Below are 15,525 nucleotides of genomic sequence, written 5' to 3'. Positions count from 1 at the left end.
TCTACTTCGCGCCGCTGGCGTCCCGGTTGGTATAGGTGACAGGGACCCAGGCATAGCCGCCTTTCTCACCTTTCGTCACATAGCCGATGCCCGGGAAAGGCAGATGGGGCGCGGCAATAAGGTCTTTATTTTTCACAAAGTCAGCGAACGCATGCTCGCGTACGTTTGCCGCTTTGTTCTCATCTTCATCGTAGGTGATGGTCACCGCAGGCTGCGGGAACTGGACCGCCGCTGCGTGAATGATGTCGCCGACAAAGGTGATCTTCTCGCCTTTACTTGTCAGCGTGTAGAAGGCCGATCCCGGCGTATGTCCGGGATGAACCGTGCCGGTCAGCCCCGGAAGAATCTCCGATGTGCCGCTAAACGGCACCACTTTACCCGCGTCAAGATAGGGTTTTAAGGTCTTCTGTGCGACATCGAAGTAGTTCTTGCCGTAGCCGGTTTTCTTCTGATTGTCGTCGTTAAAGAAAAAGTCGATGTCCGGTTTGCCAACGAAAACGCGCGCGTTGCTGAACACCACCTTGCCGTCTTTCACCAGGCCACCCGCGTGGTCGGAGTGGGCGTGGGTCAGCAAGACTTCAGTAATGTCCTCGGGTTTGATTCCCTGGGTGGCGAGGCTCTCAATCAGACGTCCGCCGTTGCCGGGGCCAAAGAGCTGGCCGGAACCGGTATCCACCAGGATTTTGTGTCCGGGCATCGCAATCAGGAAGGCGTTGATGGACACTTCCGCCGGGTTGGTCTGAAAGTTTTTCGCGAGCAGTGCATCAATGTTTTGCGGCGTTGTCCGGCGCAGCAGTTTGTGCAGATCCTGCGCAACGGTCCCGTCCGTAAACGACGTTACCAGAACGTCACCGACCTGCACGCTGTAACCGCCCGCCGGTTGTTTAACGACGTGCTGCGGCGTTTCTGCCGAGGCCTGCAGCGCAGGATAGAACAGCAATGAACTGGAAATCAGCGTGGAAAGAGCAAGTTTTTTCACGGTAAGCATACGAGTCTCCTTTGAAAGTGCTCATCTTACTGCTCCGTAAAATTATAAGAACCTGCTCAGAAATGATAGGACCTATAAACGAGATAAATAGCACAGCGCAACAGCCGGGTGGTGGTGAAGCCTTTCCCGGCCCGTAAAGCGTTATTTTTTCAGTGGTGCGTTCCAGCTATCCAGCGTGGCCCTGGACCAGGCACCATAAGCGGCATTTGGGAGTACAATCCAGTCGTTGCCGAAGTGTTCCGCGCTGGCTTCAACCAGCTCACGCTGCTGCTCGCTCGGCTTTTTGTTTTTAAACTGCACGGCGAAATCCGGCAGGCTGTCGCCGAACAGCATCACGATCTGCTGCTTTTTGAGGATGCTCTGACGGCGCTCTTCCTTGCTGACCGTATCCAGCAGCACGCTTTCGTCAGATACCTGCGGCAGGCCGAGAGCGTTTAACGTCTTCAGCGTGTCGGCTTTGTTTGCCTGCATACGGTCCGAAACATAATAGATGCGGACCTTGCTTTGGTTCACATGGTCAAGAAACGCCTTCGCTCCCGGGATTAAGCCGGGTTTTCCCTGTTTTTCCCAGTCGCTCCAGGTATCCCATTTCGTATAGTCGTGACACTGCGCCATGTCGCGCACCAGCAGAGGGGTGTTATCCAGCACCGTTTCATCCAGGTCCATCACCACGGCGTAATTTTCAGGTGTTTTCAGATCTTTTAATTTTTCGTTGAAACGCTCGGTGGCAAACCGATACGTCTGCAGCTGAAGGGCCAGAATCTCTGCCGATTTCTGCTGATAGCGCAGCGCCATTTCGTACGCTTTGGGTTCACACAGCTCGCGCTCAGCGGCCGTCGCCGCTGCACTCAAAACGGGTAATGCCAGCAGTAATGCCTTAGCCATTGAATTCACACTTCTTTCCTCAACACCGTGGTTAAAATCCCGAAAGCGTAATGAAGTTCAATGACAGAAATATGAAGGCAGCGGCGCTACACCAGCATGTAATACCAGAACAGGGCGACCTCGTCTTTTTCCGGTAAGGCGTTGTAGAGATACCGATCGTACCCGCCCAGGGTGAACCCGTAGTTACGGTAAAACAGACAGGCAGAGACGTTCACATTTTGTGTTTCAAGCCGTAATCCCGGCGCGTTTACGCTGCGGGCCCACACGTGCGCGGCAGCCATTAATTTTTGCGCGGCGCCGGTTCTGCGTCTGGTGCGATCAACGGCAATATAATCCACTGAAATAAATTTATTCCAGCCGATTGACGCGGTAATAAATCCGGCTAATTCACCGTCATCGGTTTCCGCAACAAGAAATATGGCGTCCGGATTAACGCAATGGTTTTCAAGGGTTTGGATGTCGAGTTCGTAGGTTTTTATCCAGGGCTCGGCGACGGCTTCAATATGCAAATCACAATGGATAAAGGGCTCTCGCGCAATGTGGCTAATGGTGAAAGAAAAGTCACAACATTCAAGACGGACGAGGTCCGTATTTAATCCTTTTCGAATCTGCATAGTATTCCCGATAGTGAGTTATTTCATAAAGAATAGACGACGCGGTTAAATCCGCTGATCTCACGCACTTGTGATCCTGAACTAAGCTTGTACTTCGTTCCGCGTAAAATGTGGGTCATTCGAGGACAATGAATGGAATTCAGGACATTTCAAAAGCAGTGGGGTGCTGAGTTTATTTCCGATGACGTGGTACGTTTTCGCGTCTGGGCAGAAGGACAGAAAGAACTTACGCTACGTCTGGCCGCCACCGACGTGCCGATGACGGCGGTGGGGCACGGCTGGTTCCAGGCAGACGTTTCTGGCGTCACGCACGGTGCAGAGTATCAGTTTGTCCTGCAGGACGGCATGGCGGTACCCGACCCGGCATCGCGCGCGCAAAAGGGCGACGTTAACGGGCCATCGGTTGTTATCAATCCCCGACGCTATCAGCCGGTTAACCGGGACTGGGCAGGGCGGCCGTGGGAAGAGACGGTCATTTACGAGCTGCACGTCGGCACCTTTACCCCGGAGGGCACCTTCCGGGCGGCCATCGACAAGCTGCCCTATCTGGCGGAGCTCGGTATCACCCAGCTTGAAGTGATGCCCGTTTCCCAGTTTGGCGGAACCCGCGGCTGGGGTTACGACGGCGTGCTGCTGTATGCCCCGCACGCTGCCTACGGCACGCCGGAGGATTTTCACGCGTTTATCGACGCCGCGCACGGGCTGGGGCTTTCCGTGGTGCTGGATATCGTGCTCAACCACTTCGGCCCGGAGGGGAATTATCTCCCTCTGCTGTCGCCCGCGTTTTTTGATGCGGAGCGGATGACGCCGTGGGGCAACGGCATCGCTTACGAGCGCGAGCCGGTGAGGCAGTACATCACCGACGCACCGCTCTACTGGCTGACGGAGTACCGTCTGGACGGCCTGCGCTTTGATGCCATCGACCAGATTAAAGACAGCTCCGGGACGCACATTCTGGAGGAGATTGCCGCGAAGATCCGCGAGACGATCCCGCACCGTCACGTTCACCTGACCACGGAAGACAGCCGCAACGTGATTTTCCTGCATCCGCGCGACGAACAGGGCAACACGCCGCTGTTCACCGCCGAATGGAATGATGACTTCCACAATGCTGCCCACGTGTTTGCCACCGGCGAAACGCACGCCTACTACCAGGATTTTGCGTGTGAGCCGGAGAAAAAGTTCGCCCGTGCGCTGGCGGAAGGGTTTGTCTACCAGGGCGAGATTTCGCTGCAAACCGGAGAATCTCGCGGGGTGGAGTGCCGTACCCAGCCGCCGCAGTTTTTCGTCGATTTCATTCAAAACCACGATCAGACCGGCAATCGCGCCCAGGGGGAGCGGCTCATCACCCTCGCGGGGGCCGACAGAACGCGGGTGCTGCTTGCCGCGCTGCTGCTTTCTCCCCATATCCCGCTGCTGTTTATGGGCGAGGAGTATGGTGAAACTCACCCGTTCCTGTTCTTCACCGATTTTCACGGCGACCTGGCAAAAGCGGTGCGGGAAGGGCGCGCGAAAGAGTTTACCGGCCACGCCGGGCACGATGAAGCCGTCCCGGACCCGAACGACGTTAACACCTTCGTTCGCTCAAAGCTCGACTGGCATAAGATTGCTACCGACGAAGGGAAAACGTGGCTGCGCTTCACCCGCCACCTGCTGACGTTGCGCCATCGCTATATCGTGCCGCTTCTGCATCAGGGCGGCATCGTTGAGGGCAAGGCGATCGAGACCGCGCCCGGCATGGTGGCGGTGAGCTGGCGCTTCCCGTCCGGGACGCTTTCTCTGGCGCTCAATATCGGCCCTAAGCCTGTCGACGTGCCCGCGCTCGCAGGGGAGACGCGCTTCGCCTGGCCGGAGGTAAACGACGTTTTGCCGCCGAACAGTATTGTCGTTCGCTTTGCTGATGGAGACGCATCGTTATGATCCCTTCCGCCACGTACCGTATTCAGTTCCGCAACGGCATGACGTTTGACCGCGCTGTCGAGCTGGTGCCGTATCTGAAAGACCTCGGCATCAGCCACCTCTACGCCTCGCCCGTGTTTACCGCTACAACGGGTTCCACCCACGGCTATGACGTGACCAACCCGAATGAAATTGACCCCGCGATTGGCGGTCGGGAAGGGTTTGACCGCATGGCCGCGGCGCTCAGGCAGGCCGGCATGGGGCTGATTCTGGATATTGTCCCGAACCATATGTCCACCTCGCTGGAAAACGCCTGGTGGCGGGACGTGATTGAATATGGCCAGCAGAGCCGCTATTTCCGCTATTTCGATATCGACGCGTCGCGCCCGCTTACGCTGCCGTTTCTCGGCGACACCTTTGAGGCGGAGCTGGAGAAGGGTGCCATTACGTTAAAACGTGATCCTGTCACGAATAAAGCCTCTCTGGTCTATTACGACACGGCGTACCCGCTTAATCCGGGCACGTACAGCGAGGACAAAAGTATCGCCGAACTTCATGAGGCGCAGAGCTGGCGGCTGATGTCCTGGCGGGAAGCGCCGAAGCAGCTCTCGTGGCGGCGCTTCTTCGAGATCACCGGTCTTGTAGGCGTACGGGTTGAAGACGAGGCGGTCTTCGACGATACGCACCGTCTCATTCTTGAGCTGGTTCACGCGGGCGTGGTTGACGGCCTGCGCATTGACCATATTGACGGCCTGGCCGATCCGCTGGGTTATTTGCAGAAGCTGCGGCAGGCAGCCGGACCTGACTGTTACATCACGGTCGAAAAAATTCTCGCGAAGGGAGAGCTGCTCCCCACCGACTGGCCGGTTTCCGGCACCACCGGCTACGAGTTTATCGCCTCGCTGGCGGAGGTGCTGGTCGACGACGATAACCTCTCGCACCTGGAGACAATCCACGACGAGACGCTGGGCGTCTCGGTCGATCGCCACGCCGAACTGCGCGATGCCAAGGGTCTGATGACCGATCGTAATTTTGAGGGCGAGTTCACCACGCTGCTAAACCTTGCGGACGATCTGGCCCGCCGCAATGACGTTGCGCTGCTGCGCGAGGAGATCCGCCACGCGCTGCGCGAGCTGCTTATCGCCTTTCCGGTGTACCGCACCTACGGCACTCGCGAGGGATTAACCCCGCCTGACGTGGCGCTGCTTAGCCGCGTGGTCGCCGGCGTAAATACGTCCGAAGCGGCCCTGAGCCTGATTGTGCGCATTCTTACCGGCGATCTGCCGGAAGATTGCCGCGACTGCGCCGCGCTTTTCAGAACCCGCTTCCAGCAGCTGACCGGGCCGCTGATGGCGAAGTCGGTGGAAGATACGCTGTTTTTCCGTCTGAACCTTGAGCTTGCGCTCAATGAAGTGGGCGCTGACCCGACGCCGCGCGCGTTCTCGTTATCCCGCTTTCACCAGGAGATGCGCATTCGTCTCGCCCGTCAGCCCGACGCGCTGCTGGGCACCTCTACGCACGATACCAAGCGCGGAGAAGACGCCCGGGCGCGGCTCTACACCCTGACGGAGGCGCCGGAACGCTGGGGAGAAAATCTCGCCCGCTGGCGGCAGATGAACCAGACCCAGGTGCGTTTTCTCAACGACGGCACCGCGCCGAACGCCGCCGATACCTGGATGATCTATCAGGCGCTGGCGGGCGTCTGGCCCGCCACGCTGTCGCCTGACGATGCCGAAGGGCTTGCATCGCTGGAGACGCGTTTCCTCGGCTTCCTTGAGAAAGCGCTTCGCGAGGCGAAGCAGCGCACCGACTGGATCGACAGCAACGAGAGCTATGAGAGCGTGGTGCTGAGCTATGCGCGGCATCTGCTTTCCCCGGATAACGCCCCGTTCCTGCACGATTTCAGCGAGGCGATGCAGCCCTTTATCCGCGCCGGGCTGATGAACAGCCTCAGCCAGACGGTCATCAAGCTGACGGCGCCCGGCGTGCCGGATATCTATCAGGGCAGCGAGGCGCTCAACTTTAGCCTCGTCGACCCGGATAACCGGCGGGAGCCGGACTTCAACGCGCTGGTGCAAAACCTCAGCGCGGCGGATGCTTCAGTGTTTGAACACCCGGCGTGCTGGCGGGACGGCAGGGTAAAGCAGTTTGTCACCGCCACGCTGCTGCGGCTTCGACCGCATTACGACGCGCTTTTCCGCTACGGCGACTGGCTGCCGCTCAAGGTTTCCGGCGAGCGCGAGGAGAACCTGATTGTCTATGCGCGCGTTAAAGACGAGGAGGCGCTGATCGTTGCCGTGCCGCGTCTGGTTTTTGGCATCACCGATAATCATCAGCTGTGGGTCAATACCACGGTAGCGATACCCGACGAACTGGCCGGGAAGCGCTATCGGGATCTGTTCAGCGGTGAAAGCCGCATTCTGCAAGAGACGCTGGATTTAACGTCAGAAAAGGGATGTGTACTGGTTCTGCTTACCTGCGAATAATCGTGGAGAATGAAAATGGCAAAGGAAATTACGTTTGAAATTCGGGCCGGTCATGGCCAGCAGTTGGGTGCGAATTATGACGGGAAGGGCGTTAACTTCGCGCTGTTCTCCGCGCACGCGGAGCGGGTGGAGCTCTGTCTGTTTGACCCGTCCGGGAAAACAGAAATCGCCCGGCTGGAGCTGCCGGAGTATACCCATGAGGTCTGGCACGGCTATGTGCCTGACCTGAAACCCGGTGCGCTGTACGGCTATCGCGTCTACGGCCCCTACGATCCGGAAAACGGTCACCGCTTTAACCCGCATAAGCTGCTTATTGACCCGTATGCCCGTGAACTGGTGGGCGATATCGACTGGAACGACGCCCATTTCGGCTATGAGCTTGGGCATGACGAACTGGATCTTAGCTTCGATACGCGGGACAGCGCGCCGTTTACGCCGAAATGCAAGGTTATCGACCCGAACGCTTTCGACTGGCAGGACAACAACCGGCCAAACGTGCCCTGGCCACATACCGTCGTCTATGAGAGCCACGTGAAGGGCTTTACCCAGATGAACCCGGCCATCCCGCCCGAGCTGCGCGGGACGTTCGAGGGGATGGGACACAAAGCCTCGGTCGACTACATCAAAAGCCTCGGCATTACCTCGGTGGAGCTGCTGCCCGTTCACTGGTTCCCGGACGACCAGCATCTGCTCGACCGTGGCCTGAAGAACTTCTGGGGCTATAACACGCTCGGCTTTTTTGCTCCGGCGTCGCGCTACTATGGCCCGGCGGGGATCCAGGGCTTTCGCGACATGGTGCGCGCCTATCATGACGCGGGCATCGAGGTGATTCTGGACGTGGTCTACAACCACACGGCGGAAGGTAACGAGCTGGGGCCAACGCTTTCATTCAAGGGCATTGATAACTACAGCTACTACCGCACGCTGCCGGACCAGCACCGGTATTACATCAACGACACCGGGACGGGGAACACGGTGAATACCTCGCACCCGCGCGTGCTGCAGATGGTGATGGATTCCTTGCGCTACTGGGCCGAATCCATGCACATTGACGGTTTTCGTTTCGACCTGGGGACGATTCTGGGCCGCGAGCCTGAGGGGTTCGATCCGCGCGGGGGCTTTTTCGACGCCGTTACCCAGGATCCGGTGCTCTCTAAGCTCAAGCTAATTGGCGAGCCCTGGGATATTGGCCCCGGCGGCTATCAGGTCGGTGGCTTCCCGCCAGGCTGGGGAGAGTGGAACGACAAATACCGCGATACCGTGCGTGAGTACTGGAAGGGGGACAACGTCTCGACGGACTTTGCCGCGCGTCTGCTGGGCTCCGGGGATCTGTACGACCTGCGCGGGCGTCGCCCGTGGGCCAGCGTCAACTTTATCACCGCCCACGACGGCTTTACGCTGAATGACCTGGTGTCGTACAACGAGAAGCACAACGCCGACAACGGCGAGGACAATAACGACGGGCATAACGATAACCGGTCGTACAACTATGGCGAAGAAGGGCCGACGGAGAACCCGGACATTATCCCCACCCGCGAACGGCAGAAGCGTAATTTCCTGACCACGCTGCTTTTCTCCCACGGTACGCCGATGCTGCTGGCGGGGGACGAGTTTGGCCGTACGCAGAAGGGCAACAACAACGGCTACTGCCAGGACAGCGAGATCTCATGGATCGACTGGAAGGGGCTGTCCGAAAAAGACGCGGCGCTGCGCGAGTTCACCCGCCGGCTCATTGCCCTGCGCGCGCAGCAGCCGCTGCTGCGTCGTGAGAGCTGGCGCGACGGGCTGGAGATCCGCTGGTTCAATGCCGGAGGCGGTCCGCAGCAGGCCGAGCAGTGGGATGAAGGCTCAACGCTCGGGGTCTCCATCAGCAGGCCGGATCTTCAGCAGGAGGACGGCATCTGGCACGACGTGCTGATGCTGTTCAATCCGTTTGAAGGCACCGTGCCGTTCCAGATCCCGCAATTTGGCGAAGGGGGATGGGTGCTGGAGCTGTCTACGGCGGATGACGCTGCCGCCGGAACAGCGTTCACCGAAACCGTAGAGTACGAACTGGCCGGACGCAGCATTACCCTGTTCAGACGTCCGTAATTCAGAGTGATGCCGCCGCGCGGGCGGCGGTGTCATACAGGGAGGAGATCGCGCGTAGCAGCTGCGCGGTTTCGCCGATGGATTTCCCGGAAATGCCGCTCTCCGCATGAATGGCGATCAGACACGCTTCGCGCACGTCCCGGTACTTCATGCACAACGCTTTCCCTTCCTCCGTGGTGGAGAAAAAGAGCTCTTTACCCGCTTTCTCGCTCGTCACGTAGCCCGCTTTGACCAGCTTTTTCAGGGCATAGGTCACTACATGCGTATCTTCCACGTTGAGAACAAAGCAGATATCGGCCAGCTTTTTCTTGCGGTCGCGGTGGTTCACGTGATGCAGCAGCGAGACGTCAAAAGCGCCCATATCCGGCTCTCCGGCTGCGGCCATGCAGCGCACCATCCACTTGTTAAATGCGTTGCCGGTCATGATCAGCGCGTACTCCAGCTCTGACAGTTCCGCGCAGCGCTCCGATACCAGATGGCGGGAGGAGACGATCCGGCCATCGTTGATATCGTTGCAATCGGGTGAAGCACTCTTTTTCGAGGTCATAACGTTCCTTAGCCAGAAATGTAAACTCGTCGATAAAATAAGAACATTTTATTGATAATTTGTTTACATGTTTTTGAGGTTCAGATATAGCTTTTTAGCGCAGGTTTTGTGAAGCCTGGCGAAAAACACAACATCGCTCGCCGCAAATTAAAAAAATAGCCGTCGGCGCGCAACGCTCACTTTCGATAGGGTAAACGTTATGGACGGTACTACGCTGTTGCCGCTGATCGGGATACCGATCGTGGTCATTGGTTTTGCACTGCGCTTCAACCCGCTGCTGGTCGTCGTGGTGGCGGGTCTGGCGACGGGCCTGCTGGTCGGGATGGATTTCGGGATGCTGCTGGAGACCTTTGGCGAGAAGTTCGTCAATAGCCGATCGCTGGCGACCTTCATCCTGATCCTGCCGGTAATTGGTCTGCTGGAATATTACGGGCTTAAAGAGCGCGCCCAGGCCTGGGTGGCGAAGATCGCCAGCGCCACCTCGGCGCGTATTCTGATGCTCTACTTCGTGGCGCGTGAAGGCACCGCCGCGCTGGGGCTGATGTCGCTGGGCGGCCATGCCCAGACGGTACGCCCGCTGCTGGCCCCGATGGCCGAAGGGGCAGCGCTGAACGAATACGGCGAACTGCCGCAGCACATTCGCGACAAAATCAAAGCCCATGCCGCGGCGTGCGACAACATCGCGGTCTTCTTTGGGGAAGATATCTTTATCGCCTTCGGTGCGGTGCTTCTGATTGACGCGTTTCTGAAGGAAAACGGGATCGAAGGGATCGAACCGCTGCATATCGGCCTGTGGGCCATTCCCACCGCCATTGCGGCATTGATTATTCATATGACGCGCCTGCTGCGCCTGGATGCCAGCATCCGCCGCGATGTCATGGCCTGGCGTGCAGAGCAGGGTACGCAGGGGGCCGCGCAATGATGACGCTTATCACCATTAACCGCGTGTATTACCTGATCGGCTTTGTTGTGATGCTGCTGGTTGTCATGACCCTGCGCGACCGCGCTAATCCGAAGCGTTTTACCACCGCGCTGTTCTGGTTTTTATTCGGCGGGATCTTCCTGTTCGGTGACCTGATGGTTCAAGAGCTGGGCAAATCGCTGGCGTACCGGATCGTTGGCGGTTGCGTTATCGCAATCGCGCTGCTGGCGGGTTTTGGCCTGGTCGGGAAAGGCCACTATAAAATGGCCTCCGACGAGGAGCGCATTGCCTCGTCAAACCGCCTTAAAAACTGGCTGTTCCTGCCCGCGCTGATGATCCCGGTGGTGACGGTAATCGGGACGCTGTTCCTGAAGGGGGTGTCGATTGGCGGTGTTTACCTTCTCGACCAGAAACAGCTCACTCTGGCGGCGCTGTGCGTGGCCTGCGTCGCGGCGATCCTTACCGGCTGGTGGCTGACCAAAGGCACGCCGCTGCACGCCATTCGCCAGTCCCGTCGTCTTGTCGATACCATCGGCTGGGCGGTGATCCTGCCGCAGATGCTGGCCATGCTCGGCGGCGTGTTCGTGGCGGCCAATACCGGTGATTCGGTGCAGAAGGTGGTGAGCCTGTTCGTGAACCCGGACAGCCGCTTCATGCTGGTGGTCATTTACTGCGTGGGGATGGCGCTGTTTACCATGATCATGGGTAACGCCTTTGCGGCCTTCCCGGTGCTGAGCGCGGGGATCGCCTTGCCGTTCCTGATCAACGTGCATCACGGCAACCCGGCGCCGCTGCTGGCGATCGGCATGTACGCGGGCTACTGCGGCACGCTGATGACGCCAATGGCCGCGAACTTCAATATCGTTCCCGCCGCGCTGCTGGAGCTGAAAGACAAATATCAGGTGATCAAGATCCAGATCCCGACCGCGTTAACCCTGCTGGTGGTGAACGTGTTCCTCATGTATTTCCTCGTGTTTCGCTAAGGAGCTGTTATGGAATTGACGCAACATCAGGCTGACGCGTTTGCCCGCATGCCTTTAACCTATTTGCGCCAGGAATACCCGAACCACATCATGCATCTGCTGAATGATGACGGTGACGTTCTGCCGCCTCGCGAGCTGCACCCGATTTTCTACGGCTGTTTCGACTGGCACTCGGCGGTGCACGGCTACTGGCTGCTGCTGCGCTGCGTGCGCCTCTATCCTGAGCTACCGTGTCGGAATGACATCGTCGCGCTTTTCGACGAGCACCTGACCGACGAGAACGTGGCGAAGGAGCTGGCCTATTTCACCGCGCCGTTCCGCGCCTCGTTTGAGCGGCCGTATGGCTACGGATGGCTGCTGGCGCTGGCCCAGGAGCTGAAACAATCGTCGCTGCCGCAGGCCGCAGGCTGGTACCAGACGCTGGAGCCGCTAACCCAGGATATTCGCAACCGGCTGGTGGATTACCTCAGCAAGCTCACTTATCCGATCCGCGTCGGAACGCACTACAACACGGCGTTTGCCCTCGCGCTGGGGCTGGACTACGCCCGAGCCGTGGAAGATAGCGCGCTTGAGCAGGCGATTGTGACGGCGGCGGAGCGGTTTTATCTCGCCGATACGCGCTACCCGGCCCACTACGAGCCGGGTGGTGATGAGTACATCTCTGGTGCGCTGACGGAAGCGCTGCTGATGAGCAAGGTCGCAGAGAATTTCCCGGCCTGGTTTGACACGTTTCTGCCGGATATCGGCTCCATTGCGGCGCTGATGAACCCGGCGGAAGTGAGCGACCGTACCGACCCGAAAATTGCCCATCTGGATGGGTTAAACCTCAGCCGCGCCTGGTGTATGAAGCATATTGCCAGGGCGCTTCCGGTAAACCACCCGGCCCAGCAGGCCTTGCGTGATGCCGTGGCAAAACACCTGGCGGCAAGCGTCGGGCACGTGGTGGGCAGCCACTACAGCGGCGGGCACTGGCTGGCGAGCTTTGCGCTACTGGCGCTGGAGTAAACAAATACGCCGTCTTTCCTGCCGGGTGGCGCTGCGCTTATTTGCCCTACATTGTGAAATGCACAATTCCTGTAGGCCCGCGCAAGCGTAGCGCCGCCTAAATTTTTTTGATTTTTAATACGGTTAATACCTTAGTCGGATATTTTTCCGTCATTTCTCTGTAAACAGATATCTTTTTTACCATCGCAAAGGTGTACGATATGCGGCCATATACCCACATTAAACAGGTGGTTAATATGGCTGTTATACCTTTGTTACCCAAAGAAGGAATCGCTCTTGTGTTGGCAAACATGAGGATTGCAAGAGCGCATGGTATGAGCAGAAACATGGCTATCCCTACAACCTATCTTTGGTTTTATCAAAAAGTAAGAAATAAGGGACCGTGGGATTACAAGCAAGGACACCCGGAGTTAGCAAATTTTGGGAACTTCAATTATGGTTCGGCTGGCTATGCTGCCGGGATACCATCAGAAACGCTATTGATGGGTGCTGGATGGGCGCAGGAAAGAGCTAAAACCTCCAAAAAGAAATGGGGGCACTGGTATCAAAAACCGCCTTATGGGGATGATCCACACGATCAGTTTTGGATAAGGCAAGGTATAGAATATGCAAAGAAATACGGTTATTAAACGGCTCCATTGCTTACTCACAACGATTCTGTTGCTCGTTGTTTGTGGGTTTCTGACATATCAATACTATTTTAATGCATCTCCTCACGATAGCTTTGTCAGCAAACAGAAACTCTCTGATACCGTCACACTGTACATAACTAAGTATGATGATGGAGACGCTACGGTGTCGGATGTTTACCGCTTCTATTTAGATAAAGACAACAGCGGGAACATTATGAAAGCCCTTGAAGAACGATCACCCTTCCTGGAAGCCGATACAAGCAATGTCACAGCTTCAGCTTATGGGAACACGGTAAATGTAAAAATCACGGGCAAGGTTTATTCATTCACTAATTCTGATCTGTTCTATGCCGATGGTGTAGCGATCATGCCTGTAATTAATCTCATAGCCAATGGAATAAGAAATTAATTAACATAAGGAGTTTTAAAAATGGCTGTACCAGTACACCTCTTTTTGAAAGACGATGGCGGAGCAATGATCCGTGGTGGTTCTGATGTTGCAAACCGTGAAGGAAGCATAGAGCTTAGAGATCTGATCCATAACCTGAGCATTCCAACAGATGAGGCAACAGGTAAACTTACAGGTACAAGGCAACATTCAGCCTTCAGTTTAACAAAGGCAATTGACTCATCTTCACCCTATCTATACAAAGCAGTGGCTACAGGTCAGACGCTTCAAAGTGCCGAATTAAAGTTCTATCACATCAATGATGCTGGTCAGGAAGTGGAATACTTCAACATCCTGATGGAAGGCGTGAAAGTCATTTCAATAACTCCAATAATGCATGATACAAGAGATTGTCCCGGTACTGGTCACATGGAAAATGTATCTTTACGATATGCAAAAATCACATGGAAAATTCTGGACGGAAATATACAGTACACTGATGCGTGGAACGAACGTCCTACAGCGTAGTTGTTATAAACAAGCAGCGCCGAGAGGCGCTGCACAGCGTTACGCTGATGCCCGCCCCCCAGGGCGCAGCCTGCTCAGGCTAAACAAAACCGATCCTGTTGAGGCGATGACGGCGATCCACAATGCCAGACGCACGGCCCGATCGTGGTCTGATCCGGTCGTCGCAAGCAGCACCCCCACCGCGGCGGCCCCCAGACATTGCCCGAACGTCCTGACGATAGACAACACCCCTGAGGCATAGCTGGCATATTCCCGCGCCACGTTAGCGAGCATCTCCCGGTTATTGGGGCTCTGGAAGCAGCCAAACCCAATCCCGCAAACCAGACTGCGCAGGCAGATATTCCATGCGGACGGGTTTTCCGGCAACGTCGCCAGCAGGACCAGCCCACCGACAAAAATCATCAGGCCGATAGTCGAGATCAGCGGCGCGGAAAGGGTATCTGCCCAGCGCCCCGCGTGCGGTGCGATCAGCACAATGCCAATTGGCCACGGGGTGAACAGCAGCGCCGAAACCACCGGGCTGAAGCCATACACGCTCTGAAACAGGAACGGCAGCGCGACAAAGGTGATGCCCTGGCTGACAAACGAGGCCAGCGAGGTCAGGGCGGCGAGGGTGAAGCGTCCGTTTCTGAACATAACGGGCGGCAGTATGGGACTGCGCGCGCGCCGAATACGCCAGACGAAGGCGATAGCGCTGACCAGCGTGAGAAGCCCCCAGCCTGCGGCTGCCGGGTTAATGCCTTGCGTGATGTGCTGAAGGCTGTCGGCCAGCATGATTGCAGAACCTAACAGCACGGCGGAGAGCGCGGCGCCCGGCGCATCAAAGGGGGAGCCGTCAACGTCCGACTGGCGCGGCAACGCCCGCCATGCCAGCAACAGGGCAATACTGCCCGGAACAAGGTTAATGGCGAACAGCCACTGCCAGCTCAGCGCGTCCAGTATCGTCCCGCCCAGCACGGGGGCAATTGCCGTGCTGGCGGCGATAAGCAGGGCGTGCAGCCCCAGAATGCGCCCAAGCAGTCGCCCCGGAAAAACGGAACGCAGGATCGCCGGGGCGATACTCAGGGTAGCCGCGCCGCCGATGCCCTGCAGAATACGCATCCCGATCAGCATGTCGGGCGTTTTCGCCAGCGCGCAGCCGAGCGAGGTGAGCGTAAAGGTGGCAAGCCCGGCAAGAAAAACCGGTCGAAAGCCCACGCGCGCCGCCAGCGCCGCGAAGATGGCCAGCGTCATTGCCGCCGATAGTAGATAACCGTTGGCAAACCACACCGCAACGTTCGCGGGGACCTGCATCGCCCTTGCCATGGAGGGCAGCGCGATGTTGATCATGGTGCCGTCAAAGACGCCCATCAGCGTGGTGGTCATGACGGCGGCCATCACCCGGGCGCGTTCATGACCGGGTAAGCCTTCATCGCCGGGCTGGTTTGAAAAGAGCGTCATCGTCGTTACTCCGCATAAGAATAGTGATGACGAAACTATAATCATGGGGTATACAGGGCGGAAGACGCAGCGCTTGCACTTTATCGTTGCATATAATGCCTTATCTGAGGAGCCATC

At 57.4% G+C, this 15,525-nt stretch carries 14 protein-coding genes; 9 read left to right on the top strand and 5 right to left on the bottom strand.

What is annotated here, in order from left to right; genetic code table 11:
- Position 1: 1 nt before the first annotated feature.
- The 3 genes from IM294_RS02395 to IM294_RS02385 form a co-directional block, all read right to left on the bottom strand.
- Entirely contained in the window at positions 2 to 988 is a 987-nt protein-coding gene (locus tag IM294_RS02395) for an MBL fold metallo-hydrolase (RefSeq protein WP_126818085.1), read from the bottom strand.
- A 141-nt stretch (positions 989 to 1,129) separates the two neighbouring features.
- Positions 1,130 to 1,873 (bottom strand): 5'-nucleotidase, lipoprotein e(P4) family, encoded by a 744-nt coding sequence (locus IM294_RS02390; RefSeq protein WP_227015492.1) that lies wholly within the window; start codon positions 1,871 to 1,873, stop codon positions 1,130 to 1,132.
- Between the two features lie 86 nt (positions 1,874 to 1,959).
- Positions 1,960 to 2,487 (bottom strand): N-acetyltransferase, encoded by a 528-nt coding sequence (locus IM294_RS02385; RefSeq protein WP_041909946.1) that lies wholly within the window; start codon positions 2,485 to 2,487, stop codon positions 1,960 to 1,962.
- A 132-nt stretch (positions 2,488 to 2,619) separates the two neighbouring features.
- Here IM294_RS02385 and treZ point away from each other — a divergent pair, with 132 nt between their 5' ends.
- The 3 genes from treZ to glgX are packed head-to-tail and all read left to right on the top strand — an operon-like array spanning position 2,620 to position 8,963.
- Positions 2,620 to 4,407 (top strand): malto-oligosyltrehalose trehalohydrolase, encoded by a 1,788-nt coding sequence (gene treZ, locus IM294_RS02380; protein WP_126818083.1) that lies wholly within the window; start codon positions 2,620 to 2,622, stop codon positions 4,405 to 4,407.
- Entirely contained in the window at positions 4,404 to 6,872 is a 2,469-nt protein-coding gene (treY, locus tag IM294_RS02375) for a malto-oligosyltrehalose synthase (protein ID WP_193360296.1), read from the top strand. The genes treZ and treY overlap by 4 nt, the downstream gene beginning before the upstream one ends.
- Before the next feature lie 15 nt (positions 6,873 to 6,887).
- Positions 6,888 to 8,963, top strand: a complete 2,076-nt coding sequence (glgX, locus tag IM294_RS02370; RefSeq protein ID WP_193360295.1) for a glycogen debranching protein GlgX — start codon at positions 6,888 to 6,890, stop codon at positions 8,961 to 8,963.
- Position 8,964: 1 nt separating this feature from the next.
- Here the strand turns inward: glgX and IM294_RS02365 are convergent, their stop codons facing one another.
- Entirely contained in the window at positions 8,965 to 9,510 is a 546-nt protein-coding gene (locus IM294_RS02365; RefSeq protein ID WP_041909953.1) for a winged helix DNA-binding protein, read from the bottom strand.
- Between the two features lie 199 nt (positions 9,511 to 9,709).
- Between IM294_RS02365 and IM294_RS02360 the strand changes: the two genes are divergently transcribed.
- The 6 genes from IM294_RS02360 to IM294_RS02335 all read left to right on the top strand — a co-directional run bounded on the left by IM294_RS02360 (position 9,710) and on the right by IM294_RS02335 (position 13,968).
- Positions 9,710 to 10,432: a DUF969 domain-containing protein gene (locus IM294_RS02360; protein ID WP_028013182.1), complete on the top strand. Its 723-nt coding sequence runs from the start codon at positions 9,710 to 9,712 to the stop codon at positions 10,430 to 10,432.
- Entirely contained in the window at positions 10,429 to 11,415 is a 987-nt protein-coding gene (locus tag IM294_RS02355) for a DUF979 domain-containing protein (RefSeq protein ID WP_041909955.1), read from the top strand. Before IM294_RS02360 ends, IM294_RS02355 begins: the two co-directional genes overlap by 4 nt.
- Before the next feature lie 9 nt (positions 11,416 to 11,424).
- On the top strand, positions 11,425 to 12,420 hold the full coding sequence (locus IM294_RS02350) for a DUF2891 domain-containing protein (RefSeq protein WP_126818080.1): 996 nt from the start codon (positions 11,425 to 11,427) through the stop codon (positions 12,418 to 12,420).
- Between the two features lie 236 nt (positions 12,421 to 12,656).
- Positions 12,657 to 13,049: a polymorphic toxin type 44 domain-containing protein gene (locus IM294_RS02345; RefSeq protein WP_032623152.1), complete on the top strand. Its 393-nt coding sequence runs from the start codon at positions 12,657 to 12,659 to the stop codon at positions 13,047 to 13,049.
- Positions 13,027 to 13,461 carry a hypothetical protein gene (locus tag IM294_RS02340; RefSeq protein WP_048958788.1) on the top strand — a complete coding sequence of 145 codons (435 nt, stop codon included), beginning with the start codon at positions 13,027 to 13,029 and terminating at the stop codon, positions 13,459 to 13,461. The genes IM294_RS02345 and IM294_RS02340 overlap by 23 nt, the downstream gene beginning before the upstream one ends.
- Before the next feature lie 21 nt (positions 13,462 to 13,482).
- A complete protein-coding gene (locus IM294_RS02335; RefSeq protein WP_048999579.1) occupies positions 13,483 to 13,968 on the top strand; it encodes a type VI secretion system tube protein TssD in 486 nt (161 codons plus the stop codon).
- Between the two features lie 39 nt (positions 13,969 to 14,007).
- Here the strand turns inward: IM294_RS02335 and IM294_RS02330 are convergent, their stop codons facing one another.
- Positions 14,008 to 15,408, bottom strand: coding sequence for an MFS transporter (locus IM294_RS02330; RefSeq protein ID WP_126818079.1), 1,401 nt, complete (start codon positions 15,406 to 15,408; stop codon positions 14,008 to 14,010).
- Positions 15,409 to 15,525 lie beyond the last annotated feature (117 nt).

The sequence above is a fragment of the Enterobacter cloacae complex sp. P43RS genome, assembly GCF_014930585.1.
GTDB lineage: Bacteria > Pseudomonadota > Gammaproteobacteria > Enterobacterales > Enterobacteriaceae > Enterobacter > Enterobacter bugandensis.
Note: the sequence above shows the minus strand (reverse complement) of the source record. Positions and strands in the feature narration are given on the sequence as shown.